The sequence below is a fragment of the Stenotrophomonas maltophilia group sp. msm4 genome, assembly GCF_032025605.1.
In the GTDB taxonomy this organism is placed as follows: Bacteria; Pseudomonadota; Gammaproteobacteria; order Xanthomonadales; family Xanthomonadaceae; genus Stenotrophomonas; species Stenotrophomonas sepilia.
The window spans coordinates 249960-272654 of sequence record NZ_JAVSKK010000002.1 but is presented as its reverse complement, the minus strand read 5'-3'; the positions used below and the strand labels follow the sequence as shown (position 1 = coordinate 272654).

The window sequence follows — 22695 nt, the reverse complement described above, 5'->3', positions numbered from 1 at the left end:
CGACAATAGACGCTGCGCGTGCGATCCGCCACGGCCGATCATGCGGCTGAAGGCCAGGATTCGCTTCGTCGTGCTTGTCCTCGCTGGCCGTAGCAGGTTCAATGCGGTTCCCACGGATGGAGATTCTCCATGCCCCGCGCTCTCCCCCTCACCGCACTGCTGCTGGCCGCATTGGCCAGTGCGCCCGCCTCCGCTTCGATCACGGTGGCCCCGCAGAAGCCATCGGCCACCGCCGATGCAGTACACGCGGCGTACGCCACGCGCTGGGATGAAGCCATCCAGCAGGCACGCGGCGGCAACACGCTGGGTGCACTGATCAGCATGGAGCGGCTGATGGAGGATCCTTTGCTGGACGACTTCGATGCCGAGCGTCGCGGCCGCGCCTCGCAGGTCGCCGGCTGGACCGCTCTGATGCAGAAGAAGCCGGATCAGGCCCGCCGCTACCTGCAGCGGGCGCAGGAGGCCCTGCCGGAGGATGCACAGATCCTGCTCACCCTGGTGTCGGTGGAACTGTCGGACAACCAGCCGGCCGCAGCCACCACCTTGCTGGTGAAGGCACTGCGGCACGCCGACGCGCCGCTGCCGATCGATCACCACGCGGTCAACTACCTGCAGTACCGCCTGCGTGACCAGCCGCAGAAGCGCATGGACCTGCTGCAGGCGCTGTTTGACAACGGCTGGAAGAGTGGCGGCCTGGAACCCACCGGGCTGTGGCTGGCGCTGGCCACGCTGCAGGCCGACAACGGCCGTGGCGACAGCATTCCGGCCACGCTGGCGCGCATCGACAGCCCGGCCGAGATCATCCGCCTGCGCAGCGACAAGCGCTTCGATCGCTATGTCGATCGCGGTGACGCGCGTTTCGATCCAGTGCAGGCGGCACAGCGCCACCTCGATGAACTACGTGTTTCCGGCCTGCTCGACCGCGCACTGGACGCGCGCATGGCCGAGTTCAGCACCACCTTGCTGATGCTGGACCGCAACGAGGAAGTGCTGTCGTTGACCGAGGGCATGGCCGCTGCCGCCAGCAACGGCGAATCGCCTGCCGCCACAGAAGCGGAATGGGTGGCCTGGCTGCTCAACAGCCGGCTCACCGCACTGCGCCGGCTGGGCCGCACCGATGAGGCACTGGCCACGGCGAAGCAGGCCGCCCGCATCGGCGCGCTCGGCCCGGATGGTGTCGAGCACCAGATGAATGTCGGCTTCGTGTTCAGTTCGCTGGGACGCATGCAGGACGCTGCGCAGGCCGTGAATGACATGCCGGGCCTCGCCGGTTACGGCAAGGCCGCACAGGCGCTGCTGCAGTTTGCCGCCGCCCGCGAGCGCGGTGATGCCAAGGCGCGCGATGCAGCACGCGCGGTGATCCTGGCCCAGCGCGACGATGCCCGCCTGTTCCACCGCGAAATGCTGCTGGAAGAAGGCGACCTGGACGGTGCCGCCGCCGTCCTGATCGAACAGCTGCGCTCGCCGGTTGAACGCGGTGAAACCCTGGCCAGCCTGCAGGACATGCGCACCTATCCGTCATTGCCGGGCGATGTGCGCATCGATGCCGCGTGGCGTGCACTCAAGCAGCGTGCCGACGTGCAGGCCGAAGTGGCACGCGTCGGCCGCATCGAGCGCTACGACCTGGTCAGCACTTCCACCTCGCGCTGAGCGGCTTTTGTGTAGAGCCGAGCCGATGCTCGGCTGCAATTGGCGCAGCCGAGCATTGGCTCGGCTCTACAACGCCACGTGCAGGCAGCACCGTCCGCTAGCGGGCTGGCACTTCGGTGCGGATGCCCATCGCTTCGCGGTAGCGCGCGTACAGCGCCATCACCTTGTCCACATAGGCCAGGGTTTCGGCGTAGGGCGGCACGCCCTTGTAGCGGGTGACCGCACCGATGCCCGCGTTGTACGCAGCCGCCGCCAACGGGCGATCGCCGTTGTAACGGCGCAGCAGCGCGCGCATGTAGCGCGCGCCGCCCTCGATCGACTGCTGTGGCGAGAACGGATCGCGCACGCCATATTCCTGTGCGGTCTCCGGCATCAACTGCATCACGCCCTGTGCGCCCTTGGTCGAGACCGCCAGCGGATCGAAATTGCTTTCGGCATGGGCGATCGCACGCAGCCAGGCATCGTCGACGCCGGTAGCTTTGGCCGCGGCCTTGAACTGCCTGGCGTGCTGCGCGAGCTGCGGCGTGCCGACCTTGCCCAGGCCCTCGTGCGCCGGCTCGCCCGGCGGCGTGGCCACGGTGAACTTCAGGAATACCCGCGAGCCGGGCAGGTTGCGGGTGGAATAGACCAGCACGCCGTCCTGCTCGCGCTCGTACAGCACACCACTGAACACGCCCATGTTGCCCCACAGGTTCGGGGCCTGGATGGCGTTGTCGTCGATCTCCTTCGGCGTGCACCGCGATCCCGGCTCCGGTGCGGTGGCCAGGCTGACGGTGTTGCCCTGCACGCAGCGATAGACCGTGCGCGCGGCAGCCATCCCGGGCCACAGGGTGGGCAGCAGCACCAGTACAAGCAGGAGAGGTCGATGGGACATGGCGGCCGGATGATCCGGCCGCGCCCGCGAATGTCGGGTGAACGGGGGTCGGCAGGGCTGCGCCCTGCACCCGCGGTAGTGCCGGCCGCTGGCCGGCAACCTCAACGGCAACGGCAGCGGCCGATTTCCTGCGGCTGACAGTAGATCCACGCCCTGCGTGGATGAAACTCTCTGGAGACGATGGATCAATCGATGGAACGGAGACGTTGGATCACTTCGCGGCCCTCCGGCGCAGCCAATACCCCGCGCCCAGCAGCACGAACCACACCGGGCTGGCGATCAGCGCCTGGCGGGTGTCGACCTGCAGGCTCAGCAGCACCAGCACGGCGGCGAAGAACACCAGGCAGGCCCAGCACATGGCGACGCCGCCGGGCATCTTGAAGATCGAGGCAGCGTGGCGCTCCGGGTAGCGACGGCGATAGGCCACGTAGGCCACCAGGATCAGCGACCAGACGAAGATGAACAGCACCGTGGCCAGCGTCGTCACCAGGGTGAAGGCGGTCACCAGGTTCGGAATCAGGTAGATCAGCAGCGTGCCGCCCAGCAGGCACAGGCACGAGAACAGCAGGCCACGGGCCGGCACCGCAGCGCGCGACAGTTTCGACAGCCCGCGCGGTGCGTGGCCCTCTTCGGCCAGGCCGTACAGCATGCGGCTGGTGGAGAAGATGCCACTGTTGGCCGAGGACGTGGCCGAGGTCAGCACCACGAAATTGATCAGGCTGGCGGCGGCGGGAATGCCGGCCAGCACGAACAGCTGCACGAACGGGCTCTTGTCCGGCACCACCTGCCGCCACGGGGTGACCGCCATGATCGCGATCAGCGCCAGCACATAGAAGATGATGATGCGCACCGGGATCGAGTTGATTGCCTTGGGCAGGTTGCGCTCGGGGTCGGCGGTTTCGGCGGCGGTGGTGCCGACCAGCTCGATGCCGACGAAGGCGAACACCGCAATCTGGAATCCAGCGAAAAAACCGACCAGGCCCATCGGGAACATGCCGCCGTCATTCCACAGGTTCGACAGCGACGCGGTGTGGCCGCTCGGCGAGGTGAAGCCCCACGCCACCAGACCGGCGCCGGTGATGATCAGCGCACAGATCGCCACGATCTTGATCAGCGCGAACCAGAATTCCATTTCACCGAACAGCTTCACCGTCACCAGGTTCAACGCCAGCAGCAGCATCACGCAGGCCAGCGCCGGTTTCCAGGCTTCAAGCCCCGGGAACCAGAACTGTGCGTAGGCGGCAATCGCGATCACGTCGGCAATGGCGGTGACGATCCAGCAGAACCAGTAGGTCCATCCACAGAAGAACCCGGCCCACGGGCCGAGCAGGTCGGTGGAGAAATCGATGAAGGATTTGTACTGCAGGTTGGACAGCAGCAGCTCGCCCATCGCACGCATCACGAAGAACAGCATCGCGCCGATGATCAGGTAGACGAAGACGATGGACGGGCCGGCCAGGCTGATGGTCTTGCCCGAGCCCATGAACAAGCCGGTGCCGATGGCACCGCCGATGGCGATCAGTTGCAGGTGGCGGTTGGACAGGCTGCGGCGCAGGTGCTCGGGGGGCGTGGCGGGCTCGGTCATGGGCGCGGGAAGGGGCGGGCGAAGCGTTCGACGGTAGTCCTCCGCGACGCCGAGCGCCAGCGCCAGACGGCCCCATTGCGTCAAAGCAGGCCGCTTTCACCACAATGTGACCGAATACCGTATTGATCCCATTCCGCCCGGCCCGGTGCCATGCTGAGATAGCCGCATCTGCCCAAGGACCGGCCCGACCATGCGCCCTGCCCCGCCCGCCCCGCTGGAGCCCCGGCCATGAGCCGCCTGCGCGTCATCATCGGCGGTACCGCACTGGCCCTGCTGGCCGCTGCGGTGCCGATCGCGGTCATGGCCTACGCCACCTGGGACCGCGCGGTCAGCGTCGAACAGCAGCGCCTGCGCGACATCGCCGATCGCACCCTGCGCCGCTCCGACCTGTCCTACCAGGAGGCGCTGGCGGCGCTGAAATCCGCCGAAGCCGGTGCCTACGTGTCCTGCAGCCCCGAGCACATCCGGCGCATGCAGACCCTGGTGATGACCACCCCATCGATTGACCAGATGGGCTACTTCGAAGGAGGCAAGCTGCGCTGCACCTCCTGGGGGCCGTTCCTGTCGGATGTGGATCAGCCCAGGCCGGACCACGTCACCAGCGACGGCGCTGGCATCGCAGTGGACGTGCGCCCGGAAATCAGCGGGCGACGCCAGGTGCTGGCGATCCTGTATGGGTCCTACGACGCTCTGGTGGACCCACGCCGCTTCGTCGATGTCATCGCCGACCCGAATGTGCGGCTGGCACTGGCCAGCCCCGATGGACGCCTGCTGGCCAAACAGCCCGGCCTGGATCCGGACCTGCTGCAGGCACTGCTGCGCGACCCGGGCGAAGGCCTGGACCACACCACGCTGTTCGCTACCGCGCGCAACGAGGAATGGCTGGCCGTCGCCACTACACCGCGCACCGCGCTCGCTGCGGCCTTCCGCCAACAGGCCTGGCTGTACGTGCCGGTGGGCCTGCTGCTGGCCGCCGCCGGCGCCGGGCTGGTGATCTGGCTGTCGCGGCGCCGCCTTTCCCTGCGCGGCGAACTGGCTACCGCCATCCGCCGCCGCGAGCTGTACCTGCATTATCAGCCGATCATCGAACTGGACACCGGCATCTGCGTCGGCGCCGAGGCGCTGGTACGCTGGCAACGCCCGGATGGCACCCAGGTGCGCCCTGACCTGTTCATTCCGCTGGCCGAAGAGGCCGGCATGATCGCCGACGTCACCGACCTGGTGATCGAGAACGTGGTGCGCGACATGCGCGAGCTGCTGGTCGCCGACCGCAGCGCGCACATCGCGATCAACCTCGCCGCCGAAGACATCAGCAGCGGTCGCGCCCTGAAGATGATCTCCCGGCACATGGCCGGCAGCGGCATCCTGCCGCAGCAGATCTGGATGGAGGCCACCGAACGTGGCTTCCTCGATCTGGACCGCGCGCGCACCATGCTCGCCGCCGCCCGCCGCGCCGGCCACAGCGTGGCCATCGATGATTTCGGCGTCGGCTTCTCCAGCCTGCAATACCTACAGCAGCTGCCACTGGATGCACTGAAGATCGACAAATCATTCATCGATGCGATCGGCACCGAAAGCGCCACCAGCCCGGTCACGCCGCACATCATCGACATGGCCAAGGAGCTGGGCCTGTGGGTGGTGGCCGAGGGCGTGGAAACCGAAGCGCAGCTGGCCTATCTGCACAGCCGGCATGTGGAATTCGGACAGGGCTGGCTGTTCTCGCGGCCGCTGCCGCGCGATGAGTTCGTCGCCTTCCATCAGAAGCGGCAGCAGCAGTACGGCGCTGCACGCGAACACATGCAGAACCCGCGCAGCGTGCCGATCGAGCGTGAGGGAGTGGAGTAGGACGGCGAACGGCGGAGCCCCTCGTGGCGGATCGCGCCCGGTGGATCCATCAGGTGGGGCCGGGTGGGCAAGACCGGGGTTGGGCGTCCTGCGCAACCCACCCACCCGGCCACGGACATAGTACGGCGGCGTCCCGCCACGGAATCAACGGAAGAAAGCGAAAGCAAAGGCAAACGCGGGTCGCTGCGCTCGGTAGATCCACGCCATGCGTGGATGGCGTGGACCACGGCAGTGCCGGCCACTGGCCGCCCCCTCCGTAACGTTTGGCCTGCGCCTACGCCCAGGCCTTCGGCCGTGCCAGCAGCCACGCGGCGGTCACCGCCAGCAGCAGCAACGGCAGCCATCCCAGCTGGCGTGGGCCGCTGGCCTGCAGCAGCACGCCGCCTGCCACGCCGCCGGCCGCAATGGCCAGGTTCCAGCCAGTCACCAGCATCGACTGCGCCAGGTCCGCAGCGGCCCCGGCGCGCCGTGCCAAGGCAGTCTGGAACAGGGTCGGCACGGCGCCGAACGCCACGCCCCACAGGATCGTCGCCAGCAGCAGTGCGCTCGCCATGCCGGGCCACACCAGCAAGGCCAGCACCGGCACGATGAAGCCGATCACCGCCGCCCACACCAGCGCATGCAGGTGGCGATCCACGCCCCAGCCGGCAATCGCGATGCCGGCAATTGCCGCCATGCCGAAGGCCAGCAGCAGCCGGTCCAGCCATGCACCGGCACCCGCATCGACCGCCAGCGGCTCGATGTAGGTGTAGAGCACGTTGTGCGCCAGCACGTACAGCGCCATCACCAGCAGCGCACTGCGTACACCGGGCAGGCGCCACACGGTCGCCAGCGAAGTGCGTTGCCCGGCCCCAGCGGCCGGCAGCGCAGGCAACGCCCAGCGCGCGTAGGCCAGCAGCAGCAGACCCAGCACGCTCATCAGCGCGAACGCCCAGCGCCAGCCGATCTGCTGGCCCAGCAGCGTCCCTGCCGGCACCCCCAGCGACAGCGCCAGCGGCGAACCGACCATCGCGACCGCGATGGCCCGTCCCTGCAGCGACGGCACCACCATGCGCGCGGCATAACCGGCCACCAGCGACCACAGCAATCCACCGCTCACACCGGCCAGGAAGCGCGCAGCCAGGATCAGCGCGTAACTGCTGCTCAACGCGGTCAGCGTATTGACCACCACGAAGCCGGCGATGGCCGCCAGCAGCAGCGGACGCCGTGGCAGGCGCTGGGTCAGCGCGGTCATGGGCAGTGCAGCCATCACCGAACCCAGCGCATACACGCTCACCAGCTGGCCGACCGCCGCATCACTCACGCCCAGGCTTTCGCCCATCGGCCGCAGCACACCCGCCGGCAGGGTCTCGGTCAACAGGGTGATGAAGCCGCCGCCGGCCAAGGCAAGCAGGCCCGCCCACGGCAGGCGCGTGGCCTCGCCGGCCGGACTGGCGGCATCGATGGCATGGCCGCTCATCGCGTGGTCTCCAGGTCGGCATAAATCGCATCGCGCAGGTCATCGACGAATACGCCATCCATCCCTTCGTACAGGGTGTTGGTCAGCGCCACCACGCTCAGCCCACGCGACGGGTCGACGAACCAGCTGTGCCCGTAGGCACCGCCCCAGCGCCAGGTGCCTTCGCGCTGTGGTGTGCCGCTGGCGGCGGCGTCGCGCAGTACCGCAAAGCCCAGCCCGAAGCCCCAGCCGGCCGGTTCCGGCGGCCCCTGCTCGCCCACCTGCGGGCTGGCCATCTCCTCCGCCAGCGCGGGTGGCAACAGGCCAGAGCGCTGTACGTCGCGCAGCGCCTCCAACACCGCCATCACTTCATCGGCAGTACCCACCAGGCCGGCGCCGGCCGAAGCGAAACGGCTTGCATCGAGGGCACGCGCAAGGCTGTACTCGATGCCCACCGTGCCCTCGAACGGCGCGACCACCTCCCCTTCCTGCAGGCGATGCGGCCGCGGCGTGTCGCTCACATACGGCGTGGCCAGCCGTGCGGCATCGCGCGTGGCGAACGCGGTATCGCGCAGGCGCAACGGGGCAGCCAGCAGACGCTGGAACAGCGCCTGCAGCGTTTCACCGGTCGCGGCTTCGGCCACCGCACCGGCCACGTCCACGCCCAACGAGTACAGCCACTGGCTGCCCGGCTCGAACAGCAGTGGCGCCTGCGCGATCCGGCGTACGTTCTCGACCAGGGAAAGCGGGTTGGCGTCCATGCCATCGCTGACGCCAGCGCGCGCGTAGGGCCCCACCGCATCCGCCTCCAGGAAGCGATAGCCCAGCCCGCTGCTGTGGCTGAGCAGCTGGCGCAGGCTGATCGGCGGCGTGCGGCCATCGGCCAGCGCCGGGCGGAAGTCCGGCAGCCAGCGCTGTACCGGTGTGTCGAGGTCGAGCACGCCTTCGGCCACCAGGCGCAGGATCACCGTGGCCAGCAACGGCTTGCTGACCGATGCCAGCCGGAACAGCTGATCGCGCTGCATCGGCCTGGCCGACTCGCGATCGGCCAGCCCGGTCGCGCTGGCATGGCGCAGCACGCCGTGCTCGCGCACCAGCACCACCGCGCCGACCAGGCGCAGCGGGTGGACCTGCTGCAGCAGCCGCTGCACCGAAGGCAGCGTCGGTGCAGGTTCAAGGGAAAGAGCGGCATTCATCGCGGTGATCCGTGTGGAGAGGCCCGCCACGTTAGGCAGCACGACGCGACGCAAAAAGCCGGTTGCCGCTCCGGGCATCATGGACCGTGCAGTCCGCAATCGGCATGATGCCCGGAACTGCAAGGTCGCAAGGGCTGCCCGAGGCCCCGCACCACAGTGTTGCGATGGCCGCGCCGCGTGCCGCGATCACCCGCCCCTCCCCTGCCGTTTTCATTGCCGGTACGCCCATGTCAGTCCTGGACAACCTCGCCAACCTGCAGACCTTCGTCCACGCCGCCGACACCCGCAGCTTCGTCGAGACCGGGCGCCTGCAGGGCATCTCGGCCTCGGCCGCCGGCAAGTGCGTTGCGCGGCTGGAGCACGCACTGGGCGTGCGCCTGTTCCACCGCAGCACGCGCAGCATCACCCTCACCGCCGAGGGCCAGCTGTTCCTGGTGCGCTGCCGGCGCATCCTCGACGAACGCGATGCCGCGCGCACCGAACTGGCGCAACCGCACGCTGCACCGAGCGGCACGCTGCGGATCAGCCTGCCGCTGGTAGGTGACCTCACCCTGCCGTTGATGGCCGAATTCATGGCCGCGTATCCGGACATCCGCCTCGACCTGGATTTCAGCGACCGGCTGGTCGATGTCATCGAGGAAGGTTTCGATGCGGTGCTGCGCGTTGGCGAACCCAGCGACTCGCGGATGAACGCGCGCCGGCTGGGGGTGTTCCCGCGGCGTGTCGTCGCCGCGCCGGGCTACCTGCAGCGTCGCGGCGTTCCACGCACGCCGGCCGACCTGTTGCAGCACACGTTGCTGCACTACCGCTTCCCCAGCACCGGCAAGCTGGAGCCGTGGCCGATCCACTGGCCCGACCACGAAACACCGCAGGAGCTGCCGGTGCACATGGTGGCCAACACCATCGAGGCGCGGGTGGCGCTGGCGCTGCGCGGTACCGGCCTGGCCTTCGTGCCGGTGCACTCGGTGCGCGAAGCGCTGGCCGACGGCCGCCTGGTCACCGTGCTGGAGGATCATGTGCACTCCTGCGGCACCTTCCACCTGCTGTGGCCGTCGGGCCGACACGTACTGCCGAAGCTGCGGGTGTTCATCGACTTCGTCGGCGCCCGCCTGGACACCGTGCCGTAGATCCACGCCAGGCATGGATGGTTCCTGTAGCGTCGAGCCATGCTCGACTCACCGGAACCCCAAGCGAAGATCAGCCGAGCGTGGCTCGGTTCTACAGCTGCACGCAGCCATTCAGCCAACCCCGCTATACTGGCCGCTCATTCCTCCCAGAGGCTCGCGACCAATGCGCCATTGATGCCGCCGTCTTCCCAACAGACGGCCTGACTCTTCCCGCCCCTGCGCGCAGGGGAGAACCCGGCATCCATGGAGGTCGCATGACCACACATTCCCTCACGCTCGATCGCGTGTCGTATCGGCTGGCCGACGGCCGCCCGCTGTTTTCCGATCTTTCGTTTTCCTTCGATCCGGTCGCCACCGGCCTGGTCGGTGCCAATGGCACCGGCAAGAGCGTGCTCGCACGCCTGCTGGCCGGTCGGGTGCGGCCAGAGAACGGGCAGGTGCGCAGCAGCGGCCGCGTATTCCTGTTGCCGACGCCCGGCTATCCACCCGCCGGCACGGTCGGTGAACTGGCCGGCGTCGGCGCGGAACTGGCCGCGCTGCAACGCATCGAAGCCGGCAGCGTGGATGAGGCCGACTTCGCCTGCGTCGGCGACCATTGGGATCTGCGCGAGCGCCTGCAGCAGCAATGGCAGGCGCTCCGCCTGCCCGACGATCTCGATCCCGCCCAACCCGCCGCGCGGCTCAGTGGCGGCCAGGCCATGCAGGTGGCGCTGTCCGGCGCCTGGGCCAGCGGCGCCGATTGGCTGATCCTGGACGAACCCAGCAACCACCTCGATGGCCGCCATCGCCAGCAGTTGTACGAACGGTTGCAGCAGTGGCGCGGCGGCCTGCTGGTGATCAGCCATGATCGCGAGCTGCTGGCGCAGATGCAGCAGATCGTCGAGCTCGACGCGCGCGGGCTGCATCGCTATGGCGGCCCCTGGCAGCACTACGCCGACGCGCGGGCCGCCGAACGCGAAGCGGCCGCCGCACAGCTCGACCACGCCCGCGCCCAGCACCGGCAGCAACAGCGCAGCGCGCGCGAGCAGCACGAACGCCAGCAGCAGCGCCAGGCACGTGGCAATCGCGATGCGAAGCAGGCCAACCAGGCACCTATCCTGCTTGGCCGGCAGAAACAGCGTGCAGAGGCCAGCCACGGGCGCGCGCAACAGGTACAGGCCGATCGTCTGCAGGCCAGCGCCGACCAGCTGCGCGCAGCGGCTTCGGCAGTTCACGCCACACCGGAGCTGGCGCTGTTCGCCGGTGACGGTGAACGCGGCAACGCACGTCTGCTGCAGGCGGAGTCGCTGGTGCTGCCGCAGGGTTGCAGTGCACCGTTGCAATTGGAGATCCGCCGCGGCCAGCGCATCGCCGTGGTCGGTGACAACGGCAGTGGCAAGTCCACGCTCCTGCGCGTGCTGGCCGGCCAGCTGCCTGCACGCAGCGGCATCGTGCAGCGTCATGCACCACTGGCGCTGCTCGACCAGCAGCTGCTGGGATTGTCCGGCGAACGCAGCATTCTCGACACCGTGCAGGCCGCCAACCCGGTGGCGGATGCGGGTGAACTGCGCACACGGCTGGCCCTGCTCGGGCTGGACGCACAGCGCATCCAGCGTGCAGCCCACAGCCTCAGCGATGGTGAACGGGTGAAAGGCGCGCTGGCCAGCGTGCTGTATGCCGATCCCGCACCGCAGCTGTTGCTGCTGGACGAGCCGGGCAACGCGCTGGATCTGAGCGCGTTGCAGGCACTGGAAGAACTGCTGGCGGAATGGCCGGGCGCGCTGCTGATGGTCAGCCACGACCGGCACCTGCTGCAGGCGTTGCGGCCGACCCACGTGCTGCAGGTGGGCACCGGGGGGTGGCAGTGGCGTGACGCCTTGTAGATCCACGCCATGCGTGGACCTACTGCAGCAGCCGAGCGTCGGCTCGGCTCTACAGGATAGGCCATGCGTGGATGCATGCATGGCCTATCGACCAAGGGTAGTGCCGGCCGCTGGCCGGCAATCCGTAGATCCTCAGTGCACCGTCACCGCTTCCATACCGGGAATGCCTGCGGCAACTGTTGCCACAGCAGCGGCCCCGCACGCAGTTCCTGGTCGTTGAGCAGGCACGCGTCCAGCTCCGCACGCACCGCGCGCTCATCCATGTGCACGCCAATCACCACCAGCTCCTGGCGGCGGTCGCCCCACAGCGGGTGCCACAGCCGCTGCATCGCCGAATGCGCGGCTGCATCCGGGAAGTCTTCCAGACCCGGCAACGGTGCGCTCCAGCAGTCAGCCTGCTGCCGCGCCCAGCCCAGGTCGCTGTAGGGCAGCGGCGTGGGCGGCAGCAGTGGCGCGGTGTCCTCCAGCCCAGCCCGCACGCGATCACGCGCGGCGTACCAGAACCCCGCCGCCTGCGTCCGCGTCGCGGCGCCCACGGTGTTCAGCTCACCCACCCAGTCCATGCGATTGGCCAGCCAGAACCAGCCCTTGCTGCGGATCACGCCGGGCATCCCCGACTGCAGCGCGCGGGCGAAGCGCGCGGGATGGAACGGTCGCCGCGAGCGGTAGACGAAACTGGCGATGCCGTACTCCTCGGTTTCGGGCGTGTGTTCGCCACGCAGTTCCTTCACCCAACCCGGCGCATGTTGCGCACGCTCGTAGTCGAAGCGGCCGGTGTCCAGCAGCTCGGCCAGTGGCACGTCACCGAAGCGGGACAGCAGCAGCTTCGCGTCGCGGTTCAGGCCGCGCAGCACGGCCAGCGTGTCCTGCAGCACTTCGTCATCCACCTGGTCGACCTTGCTGACCACGATCACGTCGGCGAACTCGACCTGCTCGCACAGCAGGTCGACCACGCCGCGATCATCATCTGGCCCGGCCTGTTGCCCGCGCTCGGCCAGGCGCAGCGTCGAGCCGAAGTCGGCAAGGAATGCGCTGCCATCCACCACCGTCACCATCGTGTCCAGGCGCGCGATGTCACTCAGGCTGAAGCCCTGCTCGTCGCGTACCGCGAACGTGGCCGCCACCGGCATCGGTTCACCGATGCCGGTCGACTCGATCAACAGGTAGTCATAGCGACCGGCGTCGGCCAGGCGCCGCACTTCCTGCAGCAGGTCATCGCGCAGCGTGCAGCAGATGCAGCCATTGCTGAATTCCACCAGCGTCTCTTCGGTTCGGCGCAGTTCGGCGCCGCCCTCGCGCACCAGCTGCGCATCGATGTTGACCTCGCTCATGTCGTTGACGATGACGGCCACACGCAGGCCCGCGCGGTTGCGCAGGATCTGGTTGAGCAGGGTGGTCTTCCCGGCCCCGAGGAAGCCGGACAGCACGGTGACCGGAAGGCGACGGTCGGCGCGGGAAACAGTGTTCATGTCGGAGCAGATTGGCTGCGGAACGGAAATGTTACTGTATAACATTCTCTTCGCAAGGAACGTCCCCGATGAAGTCGCCGTCTGCCGCCCTGCTCGATGCCGGCGCGGTCGCGCTGTCCAGCCTGTGCCTGCTGCACTGCCTGGCGCTGCCCCTGCTTGCCGCCGCACTGCCGCTGTTCGGCAGCTGGGCCGAAGCGGAATGGGTCCACCTGCTGTTCGTGGCCATCGCCCTGCCGCTGACCGGGTATGCACTATGGCGGGCGGAGCGCCGCCATCCGTTGCCGGTGCTGGCCTGGGCCACCGCCGGCTCCGGGCTTGGCCTGCTGCTGGCCGGCGCGCTGGCGTTGCCCTCGCACGACTGGGAAACACCGGTGACCGTCACCGGCAGCCTGCTGCTGGCCGCCACGCACATCTGGAACGCGCGGCACCGGCACTACCCTTGCTATTTGCCGTAGCGGCGCAGCAGTTCGACCAGCACCTCGGCCTCGGCCGCCCGCTGCTGCGGGTCTTCGGCGCCGACCACATGTTCCTGCAGATGCTCGTGCAGCAGCTCCATCAGCAGGCTGTGGGCGGCACCGCGCACGGCGGCAACCTGAACCAGCACGTCCGCACAGTCGCCGGCCTCACCCTCCGGCCTGTCCAGCGCCTGCTCCAACGCCGCCACCTGGCCGCCGATGCGGCGTACCCGGGTCAGCAGCTGCTTTCGATTCCTGTGTACATGGGTCATGGGCGCATCGTATACCCTATGGGGGTATCCTTCCACCCTCTGGTCTTTCCATGCACCTGGATGCCCTCGCCGCCGCCCGTCGCCACGAACACCGCTTCGACGACGGCAACCCGCTGGCCGAACGCAATACCCGCCGCGCCCTGTGGCTCACCGTCAGCATGATGCTGGTGGAAATTGTCGGCGGCTGGTGGTTCAACTCCATGGCCGTGCTCGCCGACGGCTGGCACATGAGTTCGCACGCACTCGCGCTGGGCCTGGCAGTGTTCGCCTACCGCTGCGCGCGCCGCTACGCGCACGACCCGCGCTTCGCCTTCGGCACCTGGAAGATCGAGATCCTGGCCGGCTATACCAGTGCCATCGCCCTGCTTGGCGTCGCCGCGCTGATGGCGGTGCAATCGCTGGAGCGGCTGTGGGTACCGGCACCGATCCACTACAACGAAGCCATCGCCATCGCTGCGGTCGGGCTGGGCGTGAACCTGCTGTGCGCCTGGTGGCTGCACGACAGCCCGGGCCACGCGCATCACCACCACGGGCATGACCATGGCCATCACCACGGCCACAACCACGATCACACCCATGCGCACGGTCACGACCTCAACCTGCGCTCGGCCTACGTCCACGTGCTGGCCGACGCCGCCACCTCGGTGCTGGCCATCATCGCCCTGCTCGGCGGCAAGCTGCTGGGCCTGACCTGGCTGGACCCGGTGATGGGCCTGGTCGGCGCCGTGCTGGTCACGGTGTGGGCGATCGGCCTGCTGCGCGACAGCGGCCGCATCCTGCTCGACGCGCAGATGGACTCGCCGGTGGTGGCCGAAGTACGCGAAGTGATCGAACAGGGCCCGTGGCCGGCGCGCCTGGCCGACCTGCACGTCTGGCAGGTGGGTCGCGGCAAGTACGCGGTCAGCGCCAGCGTGGTCACCAGTGACGCCACGCTGGATGCCGATACCGTGCGCAACGCGCTGGCCATCCATGAAGAGCTGGTGCACGTAACGGTGGAGATCCACCGCAGCTGATCCTGCGCGACTGCGGTCGAATCTGTAGAGCCGAGCCATGCTCGGCTGTCGCAGGCCATCAGCCGAGCACGGGCTCGGCTCTACAGTCAGAGCTTCAGCATCATCCGCAGCAGGTACATCAGCAGCGGCAGCGCACTCAGCACTGCACCGCCGATGCCGATCCACGGCCAGCGCTCACCGCGCACGCGCGAGGCTACGGCCAGGCCGCCGCCCACCAGCGCCGCACCCAGCACGCCCACGCCCAGCCCTGCGGCCATGCCATTGCCGCCCGCAGCGACCGCTGCCTGTGCCGCCACGGTGCCTGCCCCCCACCCCACTGCAATACCCAGCCAACTGGCCACGCCGCACCACGGTGCCTTGCCCTGCGCCATCCGAAAACCCCTGTGTCCTTGCCGAATTTCTGTACGGGCCACGCCCGCATGCCGCCTACACTAGCCGCACCTGCCCTGTAGGGACATCCCATGCGCACGCTCCGCCTGCTGCTGCCCGGTGCCCTCCTCCTGCTCACCGCCTGCAGTAGTGACGCCGGGCTTCCGTTTTCCGCCGACCCGCTGCAGGGCTGCTTCGCCACCGGCGCGCGCAAGCCGGCCGACTTCCGCATCGACAAGGAAGGCGGCCAGTACTTCGTCTCCTTCAGCCGCGGCGACCAGTGGCAGCGCGAGCCCAATGCGCTGCACAAGGCCACCCGCAGCGAGATCAGCCGCTACTTCCGCGATGACGCCGAGCAGATCGACAGCGCGTTGATCCGCATGGCCGGTGGCTTCGGCATCTTCCACTTCAACAAGGACGCGACGTTGAAGGGCAAGGCCAGCGATAGTGACTACATGGCGTTGATGCTGATCGGCGCAGGGCCGGTGTATGCGGTGAAGTGCATTTGAGCAGACGTTTGCGACAGCTTCTTTCGTGGTTAACAGTCTGAAACATAAGAAAATTTTCAAAACAAAGATAACTGGATAGGTATCTCGTCGGGCGACCAGAACTCAGTTCAGCATCAGCTCTCCATCCCAAAAGAGGAGCTGAGACATGAAGTTGAAGCAATTCGACTTTTTGATAGCGGCCTTTCTGCCCGCGACCGCCATTGGCGCTAGCGAGCGCCTAAGCATAGATGTCATAGTCGCGAATCCAGACGGAAGTGTCAGCGTAGATAGGACAAGCAGCTGGCCAGACTTCAATGGCGGCATCGTGGACGTGACACAGCGCCTGAAACAAGATGATTTTGGGAGACTCAGCTATCGCTATGAAGACCAGAGTAGAGCCACGCAGCTCTATCACCAAGCCTATTGCGAGTCGGTGGAAATGACACCCTCAAGCGGGACCATGACGTTGTCGGGTCCCTCCACCGGCTGGTCTTGCTACAGCGATGATCCCGCGCCCCCTGCCGACCCTGTGAAAAGTATTGATTGGGCAACGGCGACTGCACCAAGTGGTCGGGTACCCGTTGGTCAGAATATCTTTCCCATTGGGAGCGGGAGTTGGGAGAGCTCTATTGGCGGCATGAGACGTTCAACCCTCAGCGTGGACAATGGACGCTGTATTGCACAGGAAATCGACCACTACGCTGGGCCGTTCAGAGGCAGAACCCAGTTTGGCGTCAATTGCTATTTTTCGCAGTCCAAGTTTGCAAACACCATGATGGAGACCTGCATCCCCAAGCAATGTGCCACCAATAGAGGGACGATCTTCGCTCAATAGCTCCTAGAGGGAGATGCCCATGCCCAAAGGCAGGGCATCTCTCGTCCATGCATCAACGCCATCTACTCACTGGCAAAGGACTGACGAAATGACATTCAGTCTTGGATATTGGAACATGCTGCCCCTCCTGCTGATGGCCGGTGCAATACAGTCTCAGGGGGCCTATGACGAAGTCCGGCAGCTGCCCGATGGCCAGACCCTGATCATGCGCACCCTGGACTGGGATCTCGGTGATGGTCGCCATGAGCGCGTTACCGTGCATTGGCTGCTGCAGGAGGACGGCCGCATGCGCTACGACTTCGATCGGCAGCCACCGCAAACCCAGGAGGTCCATCGCCGATCGTGCGCGCGGCAGGGCATGCAGCCGTCGCGTGGCGTCGGCATGATCGCGGGGGAAGGGACCGCGCACGGCTATAGCTGTACCAGCGGTAGCGTCGGGCCCACGCTCGACGCCTCGCCACCTGCATCCACGCATGGCGTGGATCTACTTTGACATGGGCTTGGCTCTACAACAGCTGCGGTACCATGCCCTCCCCCGAACCGCCCCGGTACCCGCCGTGCCCCATTACACCGGCCCCCTGCTGACCCGCGACAGCGCCGACACCCTGCGCCGTGCCCATGACAAGGGCGCCGTCGACTGGCAGGGCTCGCTCGACCTCGGCCGCAGCCAGGACAGCGTGGCGCTGGATGCGGACGGCTTCCACTTCCGGGGCCAGCCCTACCCTTGGCCGGGCAAGCTGAAGGACCGCACGCTGTACTACTGGGATGGCGAGGACTTCGCGCCGATCTCGCGCTACAGCGGCTCGCTGATCAAGCTGGTGCCCACCGAATGGGGCGCGCCGACCTTCGAGATCGACGGCATCAAGATGCTGCCGACCTCCAAGCTGTCACCGTTCGAGGATGCGCGCCGCAAGGTGGAGCTGGTCACCCCGGCCGGCAAGGTCATCCTCGATACCTGCGGTGGCCTCGGTTACTTCGCCGCCTGCGCGCTGGAAGCCGGTGTCGGCCAGATCCGTTCGTTCGAGAAGAACGCCGATGTGATGTGGCTGCGCACGCTCAACCCGTGGTCGCCGGATCCAGACTCTGCTGCCGCCGGTGGCCGCCTGCAGTTCAGCCACGGTGACGTCTCGCAGCAGATCGAACTGGTGGCCAGCAACAGTGTCGACGCAATCCTGCACGACCCACCGCGCTTCGGCATCGCCGGCGAGCTGTACTCGCAGGTGTTCTACGACCACCTCGCCCGCGTCATCCGCAAGGGCGGTCGCCTGTTCCATTACACCGGCGCGCCGAACAAGCTGACCAGCGGCCGCGACGTGCCGCGTGAAGTGGCCAAACGCCTGGAAAAGGCTGGTTTCAAGGCCGAACTGGCGCTCGACGGCGTGCTGGCCGTCAAGCGCTGAGCCTCACTCCGAATCAACCTTGGCCAGCTTCATCACCCACGCCGGCACCTCCGGTTCGCCGGCGTAGAAGTCCTTCGGCTTGTTCTCCGCCATCGCCCAGCGATGCAGCCAGCTCGGGCCATAGCGGCCGTTGTAGCCTTCGGCACCCCGCGCATACGCCGGGTCACGCATCGCTTCGTCCAGTGAAATGAAGCGATAGCCGCGGCGCTTCGTGGCCGCTACCAGTTCGGCAAAGGTCGCCGCGTTGAGCTCATTGGCGTGCATCAGCCACACCTGCGGCAGCGCGTACCCCAGCAGCGCCTGCGACTGCTTCTCGTAGTAATCCAGCTTGTTCAGCATGTACGGCACGTAGCCCTTGCGCAGCTGCGCCAACGTCGCTTCGCGTGCAGGCGAATCCGCCTGCGCGTTCATCACGTTGGCATAGGCGAACGCCCACACCCACTCGCCGTTGTCCACCGTCACCGGCGCCACGCGGTAGCCATGCTGCTTGAAGAACGCATCCATCTGCATGCGCTCATCCGTAGTGCGCCCGGCGCGCAGGTAGGGGTGGCGCATCCACTGTGGCGCCTGCCCCTTCTCGGCCAGCAGCGGCCGCAGCGCCGTCTCGCCGCGCAGGAAATCCTGTTGGAACGCCGCCACGCCCTTCGCATTCAGATCCATGTGCGAGTACGTGTGGTTGCCCAGCACATAGCCCGCATCGCGCCAGTCGCGCAGCATCTGCACCCGCGCCGGCTGCACCTGTCCATTCACCTCAAGCTTGTTCTCGTTGACGAAGCCCACCACCGGCACGCCGGCCTCGCGCAGCTGGGCCATCAACGCTTCGTGCCGGGCCTGCAGATCCGGCGGCACGATCTGGTCCAGCCGTGCCCATGGCAGATCATCGATGGTCACCGCGATACGACGGTCCACCTCGGCGGCGTGTACCGCCAGCGAACACAGCAACAACGGCAACGCACGCAGCAACAAGCGCATCGGGTCTTCCCTGGAGTGGCGAGGCGTCGACTGTAGCGCGATTACCGCGCGCCGCCGAGCGTGCTCAGCCCGCCCGGGCCCACGCGATCGCGCGCCACAGGGCAACGCCGCCGGCCATCGCGGCCAACAACAGCACCGTCAACACCAGCGCCAGATCATCCGGATTGCGCAGCAGTGGCGCGTTCACCCGCGTCAGGATGTGGAACACCACGCGCTGCGCCTGCTCCAGCGGTACATCACCCTCCGGCACCAGCTCCACCAGGCACGCCGTGGGTGACAGCCGCGCCACATTGCTCCACGCATTCTCGTACAGGTGCAGGACCCATCCGGCCAAAGCCAGTGCACCACCGTGCAGCACCATAAGCGCCACGTTCGCCGTGCGCAGCCGATCGCGCAGCCACAGCGCACGGCTTGCGCACACCGCCATGGCCCCCAGCAACGCCAGCACCACGCCTACCCATGGAATCCAGCCCAGGGGTTGCCAGTCATCCAGTGCGCCCACACGCGCCATCACCTGTTCGGCAACCTTCGATCGCGCCTGCGCGTCCGGGCCGCCACAGGCCACCGTCACCGGCTCCAGCAACAGCTCCACACGGTAATGGAAGAAGCCGGCAGCCAGCACCACAGACAGCAGCGCCACCCACTGCAGCATCAACAGGATCGGCCCCTGCCCACAGATGCGGCGGATTCGGGAGGTGGCGGCGCTCATCGGTTCATCCATGACAGCAAAGAGCCATCCTAACCAAGCGCTTCGCACGTGTCGGCTGGCGGATGCGACACACACCACGCAGCGCCGTTACGATGGCACGGTTGTTTGAATGCGAAATTTCCTTGGTATTCCCGATGGTGATGCTGTACCTGACCGTACGAACGCTGCTGCCCCTGCTGGCATTCGTGCTCGCGTGGTACCTGCTCGCGCGCCTGATCGACGCGCGCGTCGCCCGGCTGCCACGCGTCCCGTTGAACCTGCCGGCGCACAGCAGCAGCCCGCGCAGGAAGGATCGGCGCATCTACGCGCGCAAGCTGCGGCGCAAGCCGGGGCTGCGCACGGCGACCCGCGCCGCCGCCGCGCCGCGCAGTTGGCGCCTCGCCGCAGCTGTCCTGTCGATAGGCGTGCTGGCCGCCACTGTGGTCGCCATCCCCGATGGCGCGCGCTTCCAGGTGTTGGTGGGCAATGTCATGGGCTACCCGGGAACCATCATCGAGGTGCGGGTTCCCGCAGCGGCACAGCCTGTCGTGCTGCAGGCATGGCGCCCTGTACTGGCACACCTGGGAAGGCCCGTGGCGATGCGCTATCGGATTGCTCGCACCGGCGGCGAGCATGAAGCCCATGCGGTGGTGCCCACGCAGGTCCGTCAGCAGGGCGAGAAGCTGCAGGTGGCCATCGCACTGCCGGTGGACAGCGAAGTACTGCGTGCCGAACTGGCGCGACAGGCAGGATTGCCGGTCGAGGCGATCAACGTGCAGAGGCGCGACGTAGCGCCATGGCGGGAGTCGGGCTGGCAGCCACTGCCCGGCCCTTAGCGCCGAGCCCATGCTCCGCTGCCCTTTGCCCCTTCTCCGGATGGCACGCGCTGCGCGCGCCAGCCGAGCATCGGCTCGGCTCTACATCAAGCCCACACCCAGGTTGTGGATCACGACCCACGCGGCAGCTTCGCCGCCCACATGTTGTCCACCAGGTTCGGATACCGCCGCCCGTTTTCCTCGGCACGTTGCCGTGCCGCCGCCTTCTGCGCATCCGACAGCGGTTGCGACGTCTGCCCTTTGGGCCTGGGCTTTTTCCACGGGGGTGTCTTTGGCTCGCGCATCGCCGCAGCTTACCGCTTCAGGAAGTTCAGCAGCGCCAGATTGAAGCGGTCGGCATGGCTGGTATTGCAGCCGTGCGGCGCCCCCTCCAGGATCACCACTTCGCTGCCCTTGATGGCCTTGTGGGTACGCTGGCCGGAGCCCTCGAACGGCACGATGGCGTCACTGTCGCCGTGCAGGATCAAGGTCGGCACCGTGATCTTCTTCAGGTCATCCCGGAAATCGGTCGTGGCGAACGCCTTCATGCAGCCCAGCGCCGCCGCCTGGTCGGATTGATGGCACAGCGCGATCGCCACCTGGCGCGTCTCCTCGGTGACCATCAACTGGCCGTTGGCGCTGAAGAAGTCGCGGGTGAAGCCGTCGAAGAACGCTTCGCGGTCCTTCTCCAACCCGCTGCGCATTTCATCGGCCTTGGCCTGCGTCAGTGGACCTTCCGGATTGTCGTCGCTGCGCAGCAGGAACGGTGGCACAGCGGCCGCGAATACCACACTGTGCAGGCGATCCTGGCCATGGTTGGCCACGTAGCGCGCCACCTCGCCGCCACCCATCGAGAAACCGACCAGGGTGGCGTCGCGCAGGTCACGTTCCTCGATCAACCCCGCCAGGTCCGCCGCCAGCGTGTCGTAGTCATAACCTTCGGCCGGCTTGTCAGAGCGGCCAAAGCCACGCCGGTCGTAGCTGATCACCCGATACTGGGCGTCGCGCAGGATCGCCACCTGCGTCTTCCAGGCATCGGCGGACAGCGGCCAGCCGTGGATCAGGATGACCGGGCGGCCATCGCCACCGGTGTCTTCAACGTGCAGGCGGATGCGGGAAGCAGGCATGGGCGCTCCTGTGGAAGGGAAGGATTTCAGGCTAGTGGCCGTCACCTGTGGCGGCCGTGAGGGAATCCCGGCCGCTCATGACATCCCCTGCACAGGCAACGGCCTCAAGGCTGGAACCGGGCCGCCAATATGGGCATTCATTCCGTGGCAGGGCCGTTTCGTCGGAAGCCGGCTGCAGTGGCCCAAACGCCATGCGAGCCTGCGTGAACCCTCCCTGGAGCCTCACCATGCTGCTGCTCACCCTGCCCTTGCTGGCCGCCGGCCTCGTTGCCGCGCCAGCGCCCGCCGACACCCTGCGCGTGCAGATCCGCCAGGCCGATACCCAGCTCTTCGCTGCGGCCTTCGAGGCCTGCGATGCCGACAAGGCTGCGGCGATGACGACCGACGACATGGAGTTCTTCCATGACAAGGATGGCAAGTCGGCCAGCAGCCGCGAGGACTTCCGCCACAGCGTGGCCAACCTGTGCAGCAGCGCGCGCGAGGGTGGCTGGCAGCTGCGCCGCGAGCTGGTGGAATCTTCGCTGCAGGTGTTTCCGCTGCACGATGAGCGGGCGCTCGAAATCGGCGACCACCGCTTTTACGAGCGCGGCAACGACGGCGTGGAACACTGGACCGGCCAGGCCCGCTTCATCCAGGTCTGGCGCCGCGTGGGCGGGCACTGGCTGGCCGAACGGGTGATCAGCTATGACCATCGGCCGGCGGACTGACCTTTCCGGCGCCCTTCACCGGCCGGATCTATACTGGCAGAGTTCACCCCGACCCACCGCTACCGTTCGATCGCCATGGCAGAGATCACCCCCAACCACCCCGACTACGGCCTCAACCAGCAGATCCGTCAGGGCGTGGCCGCACTGGACGCCCAGCATGGCCGTGCGTTCGACCAGACCAGCGAGCGCCTGACCGCCAGCCTGACCGTGCTCGCCCGCGAGCAGGGCCTGCAACAGGTCGACCACGTGCTGGTCAGCAACGCCACGGCCCAGCACCCGGCCGGACACAACATCTTCGTGGTGCAGGGCGACCCGGCCAATCCAGCGCACCTGCGCGCGATGATGCCGACCGCGGTGGCGGCGCAGACGCCGGTGGAGCAGTCGATGCAGAAGTTGGGGTTGGGTGTGCAGCAGCAGGTTGAGGCGCAGGCGCAGGAAATGCAGAACCCCGCGCCGCGGCTGGGGTAAACGCTGCGGCATGAAATAGGGGCAGCGCGTTGCGCCCTGC

At 67.4% G+C, this 22695-nt stretch carries 23 protein-coding genes; 13 read left to right on the top strand and 10 right to left on the bottom strand.

The window, feature by feature from the left end:
* Positions 1–129 precede the first annotated feature (129 nt).
* Complete coding sequence (locus tag ROV93_RS10385) at positions 130–1650, top strand: tetratricopeptide repeat protein (protein WP_072167717.1); 1521 nt, start codon at positions 130–132, stop codon at positions 1648–1650.
* 97 nt (positions 1651–1747) lie between these two features.
* On the opposite strand, the gene ROV93_RS10380 is transcribed toward ROV93_RS10385, so the two are convergent.
* Both ROV93_RS10380 and cycA read right to left on the bottom strand, forming a co-directional pair.
* Positions 1748–2524 (bottom strand): lytic transglycosylase domain-containing protein, encoded by a 777-nt coding sequence (locus ROV93_RS10380; RefSeq protein WP_072167716.1) that lies wholly within the window; start codon positions 2522–2524, stop codon positions 1748–1750.
* A gap of 211 nt (positions 2525–2735) precedes the next feature.
* Positions 2736–4109, bottom strand: a complete 1374-nt coding sequence (gene cycA / locus ROV93_RS10375; protein WP_072167715.1) for a D-serine/D-alanine/glycine transporter — start codon at positions 4107–4109, stop codon at positions 2736–2738.
* A gap of 228 nt (positions 4110–4337) precedes the next feature.
* On the opposite strand from cycA, the gene ROV93_RS10370 reads away from it, so the two are divergent.
* Positions 4338–5954 carry an EAL domain-containing protein gene (locus ROV93_RS10370; protein WP_072167714.1) on the top strand — a complete coding sequence of 539 codons (1617 nt, stop codon included), beginning with the start codon at positions 4338–4340 and terminating at the stop codon, positions 5952–5954.
* 274 nt (positions 5955–6228) lie between these two features.
* Here the strand turns inward: ROV93_RS10370 and ROV93_RS10365 are convergent, their stop codons facing one another.
* Together ROV93_RS10365 and ROV93_RS10360 are read right to left on the bottom strand one after the other, a co-directional pair.
* The gene (locus ROV93_RS10365) at positions 6229–7413 is read right to left on the bottom strand and encodes an MFS transporter (protein ID WP_072167713.1); all 1185 of its coding nucleotides are present in this window, start codon (positions 7411–7413) and stop codon (positions 6229–6231) included.
* Entirely contained in the window at positions 7410–8588 is a 1179-nt protein-coding gene (locus ROV93_RS10360) for a serine hydrolase domain-containing protein (RefSeq protein WP_072167712.1), read from the bottom strand. Before ROV93_RS10360 ends, ROV93_RS10365 begins: the two co-directional genes overlap by 4 nt.
* Positions 8589–8815: 227 nt before the next feature.
* Here ROV93_RS10360 and ROV93_RS10355 point away from each other — a divergent pair, with 227 nt between their 5' ends.
* Positions 8816–9715, top strand: coding sequence for a LysR family transcriptional regulator (locus ROV93_RS10355; protein WP_072167815.1), 900 nt, complete (start codon positions 8816–8818; stop codon positions 9713–9715).
* A gap of 254 nt (positions 9716–9969) precedes the next feature.
* Positions 9970–11577: an ATP-binding cassette domain-containing protein gene (locus ROV93_RS10350; RefSeq protein ID WP_072167814.1), complete on the top strand. Its 1608-nt coding sequence runs from the start codon at positions 9970–9972 to the stop codon at positions 11575–11577.
* Between the two features lie 143 nt (positions 11578–11720).
* Here the strand turns inward: ROV93_RS10350 and ROV93_RS10345 are convergent, their stop codons facing one another.
* Positions 11721–13046, bottom strand: coding sequence for a GTP-binding protein (locus ROV93_RS10345; RefSeq protein WP_180890744.1), 1326 nt, complete (start codon positions 13044–13046; stop codon positions 11721–11723).
* A 68-nt stretch (positions 13047–13114) separates the two neighbouring features.
* On the opposite strand from ROV93_RS10345, the gene ROV93_RS10340 reads away from it, so the two are divergent.
* Entirely contained in the window at positions 13115–13501 is a 387-nt protein-coding gene (locus tag ROV93_RS10340; RefSeq protein ID WP_180890745.1) for a MerC domain-containing protein, read from the top strand.
* On the opposite strand, the gene ROV93_RS10335 is transcribed toward ROV93_RS10340, so the two are convergent.
* Positions 13489–13773, bottom strand: a complete 285-nt coding sequence (locus ROV93_RS10335) for a metal-sensing transcriptional repressor (RefSeq protein ID WP_072167710.1) — start codon at positions 13771–13773, stop codon at positions 13489–13491. The two genes, ROV93_RS10340 and ROV93_RS10335, sit on opposite strands and share 13 nt — an antisense overlap.
* 50 nt (positions 13774–13823) lie before the next feature.
* Between ROV93_RS10335 and dmeF the strand changes: the two genes are divergently transcribed.
* On the top strand, positions 13824–14786 hold the full coding sequence (dmeF, locus tag ROV93_RS10330) for a CDF family Co(II)/Ni(II) efflux transporter DmeF (RefSeq protein ID WP_072167709.1): 963 nt from the start codon (positions 13824–13826) through the stop codon (positions 14784–14786).
* Positions 14787–14872: 86 nt separating this feature from the next.
* On the opposite strand, the gene ROV93_RS10325 is transcribed toward dmeF, so the two are convergent.
* Positions 14873–15157: a hypothetical protein gene (locus ROV93_RS10325; protein WP_005415073.1), complete on the bottom strand. Its 285-nt coding sequence runs from the start codon at positions 15155–15157 to the stop codon at positions 14873–14875.
* Between the two features lie 90 nt (positions 15158–15247).
* Here ROV93_RS10325 and ROV93_RS10320 point away from each other — a divergent pair, with 90 nt between their 5' ends.
* The 4 genes from ROV93_RS10320 to ROV93_RS10305 all read left to right on the top strand — a co-directional run bounded on the left by ROV93_RS10320 (position 15248) and on the right by ROV93_RS10305 (position 17878).
* On the top strand, positions 15248–15664 hold the full coding sequence (locus tag ROV93_RS10320) for a hypothetical protein (protein ID WP_072167708.1): 417 nt from the start codon (positions 15248–15250) through the stop codon (positions 15662–15664).
* Positions 15665–15809: 145 nt separating this feature from the next.
* Positions 15810–16478 (top strand): hypothetical protein, encoded by a 669-nt coding sequence (locus ROV93_RS10315; RefSeq protein ID WP_141653576.1) that lies wholly within the window; start codon positions 15810–15812, stop codon positions 16476–16478.
* A gap of 115 nt (positions 16479–16593) precedes the next feature.
* Positions 16594–16971 carry a hypothetical protein gene (locus ROV93_RS10310; protein WP_072167813.1) on the top strand — a complete coding sequence of 126 codons (378 nt, stop codon included), beginning with the start codon at positions 16594–16596 and terminating at the stop codon, positions 16969–16971.
* A gap of 1 nt (position 16972) precedes the next feature.
* Entirely contained in the window at positions 16973–17878 is a 906-nt protein-coding gene (locus ROV93_RS10305) for an MnmC family methyltransferase (RefSeq protein WP_176698782.1), read from the top strand.
* Positions 17879–17881: 3 nt separating this feature from the next.
* Here ROV93_RS10305 and ROV93_RS10300 read toward each other — a convergent pair whose 3' ends face one another.
* Together ROV93_RS10300 and ROV93_RS10295 are read right to left on the bottom strand one after the other, a co-directional pair.
* Positions 17882–18850 (bottom strand): polysaccharide deacetylase family protein, encoded by a 969-nt coding sequence (locus tag ROV93_RS10300; protein ID WP_072167706.1) that lies wholly within the window; start codon positions 18848–18850, stop codon positions 17882–17884.
* 64 nt (positions 18851–18914) lie between these two features.
* On the bottom strand, positions 18915–19559 hold the full coding sequence (locus ROV93_RS10295) for a hypothetical protein (protein ID WP_080376928.1): 645 nt from the start codon (positions 19557–19559) through the stop codon (positions 18915–18917).
* Positions 19560–19693: 134 nt separating this feature from the next.
* Here ROV93_RS10295 and ROV93_RS10290 point away from each other — a divergent pair, with 134 nt between their 5' ends.
* A complete protein-coding gene (locus ROV93_RS10290) occupies positions 19694–20374 on the top strand; it encodes a hypothetical protein (protein ID WP_072167704.1) in 681 nt (226 codons plus the stop codon).
* 293 nt (positions 20375–20667) lie between these two features.
* Here ROV93_RS10290 and ROV93_RS10285 read toward each other — a convergent pair whose 3' ends face one another.
* Positions 20668–21480 carry an alpha/beta hydrolase gene (locus ROV93_RS10285; protein WP_072167703.1) on the bottom strand — a complete coding sequence of 271 codons (813 nt, stop codon included), beginning with the start codon at positions 21478–21480 and terminating at the stop codon, positions 20668–20670.
* A gap of 227 nt (positions 21481–21707) precedes the next feature.
* Here ROV93_RS10285 and ROV93_RS10280 point away from each other — a divergent pair, with 227 nt between their 5' ends.
* Both ROV93_RS10280 and ROV93_RS10275 read left to right on the top strand, forming a co-directional pair.
* A complete protein-coding gene (locus ROV93_RS10280) occupies positions 21708–22187 on the top strand; it encodes a nuclear transport factor 2 family protein (protein ID WP_072167702.1) in 480 nt (159 codons plus the stop codon).
* Between the two features lie 75 nt (positions 22188–22262).
* Positions 22263–22655 carry an XVIPCD domain-containing protein gene (locus ROV93_RS10275; RefSeq protein ID WP_072167701.1) on the top strand — a complete coding sequence of 131 codons (393 nt, stop codon included), beginning with the start codon at positions 22263–22265 and terminating at the stop codon, positions 22653–22655.
* The last annotated feature ends 40 nt before the right edge of the window (positions 22656–22695 follow it).

Excerpts from the sequence above, each read along its gene's own strand:
- ROV93_RS10385 (WP_072167717.1), top strand. The coding sequence starts at position 130 with ATGCCCCGCGCTCTCCCCCTCACCGCACTGCTGCTGGCCGCATTGGCC.
- ROV93_RS10380 (WP_072167716.1), bottom strand. The coding sequence starts at position 2,524 with ATGTCCCATCGACCTCTCCTGCTTGTACTGGTGCTGCTGCCCACCCTG.
- cycA (WP_072167715.1), bottom strand. The coding sequence starts at position 4,109 with ATGACCGAGCCCGCCACGCCCCCCGAGCACCTGCGCCGCAGCCTGTCC.
- ROV93_RS10370 (WP_072167714.1), top strand. The coding sequence starts at position 4,338 with ATGAGCCGCCTGCGCGTCATCATCGGCGGTACCGCACTGGCCCTGCTG.
- ROV93_RS10365 (WP_072167713.1), bottom strand. The coding sequence starts at position 7,413 with ATGAGCGGCCATGCCATCGATGCCGCCAGTCCGGCCGGCGAGGCCACG.
- ROV93_RS10360 (WP_072167712.1), bottom strand. The coding sequence starts at position 8,588 with ATGAATGCCGCTCTTTCCCTTGAACCTGCACCGACGCTGCCTTCGGTG.
- ROV93_RS10355 (WP_072167815.1), top strand. The coding sequence starts at position 8,816 with ATGTCAGTCCTGGACAACCTCGCCAACCTGCAGACCTTCGTCCACGCC.
- ROV93_RS10350 (WP_072167814.1), top strand. The coding sequence starts at position 9,970 with ATGACCACACATTCCCTCACGCTCGATCGCGTGTCGTATCGGCTGGCC.
- ROV93_RS10345 (WP_180890744.1), bottom strand. The coding sequence starts at position 13,046 with ATGAACACTGTTTCCCGCGCCGACCGTCGCCTTCCGGTCACCGTGCTG.
- ROV93_RS10340 (WP_180890745.1), top strand. The coding sequence starts at position 13,115 with ATGAAGTCGCCGTCTGCCGCCCTGCTCGATGCCGGCGCGGTCGCGCTG.
- ROV93_RS10335 (WP_072167710.1), bottom strand. The coding sequence starts at position 13,773 with ATGACCCATGTACACAGGAATCGAAAGCAGCTGCTGACCCGGGTACGC.
- dmeF (WP_072167709.1), top strand. The coding sequence starts at position 13,824 with ATGCACCTGGATGCCCTCGCCGCCGCCCGTCGCCACGAACACCGCTTC.
- ROV93_RS10325 (WP_005415073.1), bottom strand. The coding sequence starts at position 15,157 with ATGGCGCAGGGCAAGGCACCGTGGTGCGGCGTGGCCAGTTGGCTGGGT.
- ROV93_RS10320 (WP_072167708.1), top strand. The coding sequence starts at position 15,248 with ATGCGCACGCTCCGCCTGCTGCTGCCCGGTGCCCTCCTCCTGCTCACC.
- ROV93_RS10315 (WP_141653576.1), top strand. The coding sequence starts at position 15,810 with ATGAAGTTGAAGCAATTCGACTTTTTGATAGCGGCCTTTCTGCCCGCG.
- ROV93_RS10310 (WP_072167813.1), top strand. The coding sequence starts at position 16,594 with ATGCTGCCCCTCCTGCTGATGGCCGGTGCAATACAGTCTCAGGGGGCC.
- ROV93_RS10305 (WP_176698782.1), top strand. The coding sequence starts at position 16,973 with ATGGGCTTGGCTCTACAACAGCTGCGGTACCATGCCCTCCCCCGAACC.
- ROV93_RS10300 (WP_072167706.1), bottom strand. The coding sequence starts at position 18,850 with ATGCGCTTGTTGCTGCGTGCGTTGCCGTTGTTGCTGTGTTCGCTGGCG.
- ROV93_RS10295 (WP_080376928.1), bottom strand. The coding sequence starts at position 19,559 with ATGAGCGCCGCCACCTCCCGAATCCGCCGCATCTGTGGGCAGGGGCCG.
- ROV93_RS10290 (WP_072167704.1), top strand. The coding sequence starts at position 19,694 with ATGGTGATGCTGTACCTGACCGTACGAACGCTGCTGCCCCTGCTGGCA.
- ROV93_RS10285 (WP_072167703.1), bottom strand. The coding sequence starts at position 21,480 with ATGCCTGCTTCCCGCATCCGCCTGCACGTTGAAGACACCGGTGGCGAT.
- ROV93_RS10280 (WP_072167702.1), top strand. The coding sequence starts at position 21,708 with ATGCTGCTGCTCACCCTGCCCTTGCTGGCCGCCGGCCTCGTTGCCGCG.
- ROV93_RS10275 (WP_072167701.1), top strand. The coding sequence starts at position 22,263 with ATGGCAGAGATCACCCCCAACCACCCCGACTACGGCCTCAACCAGCAG.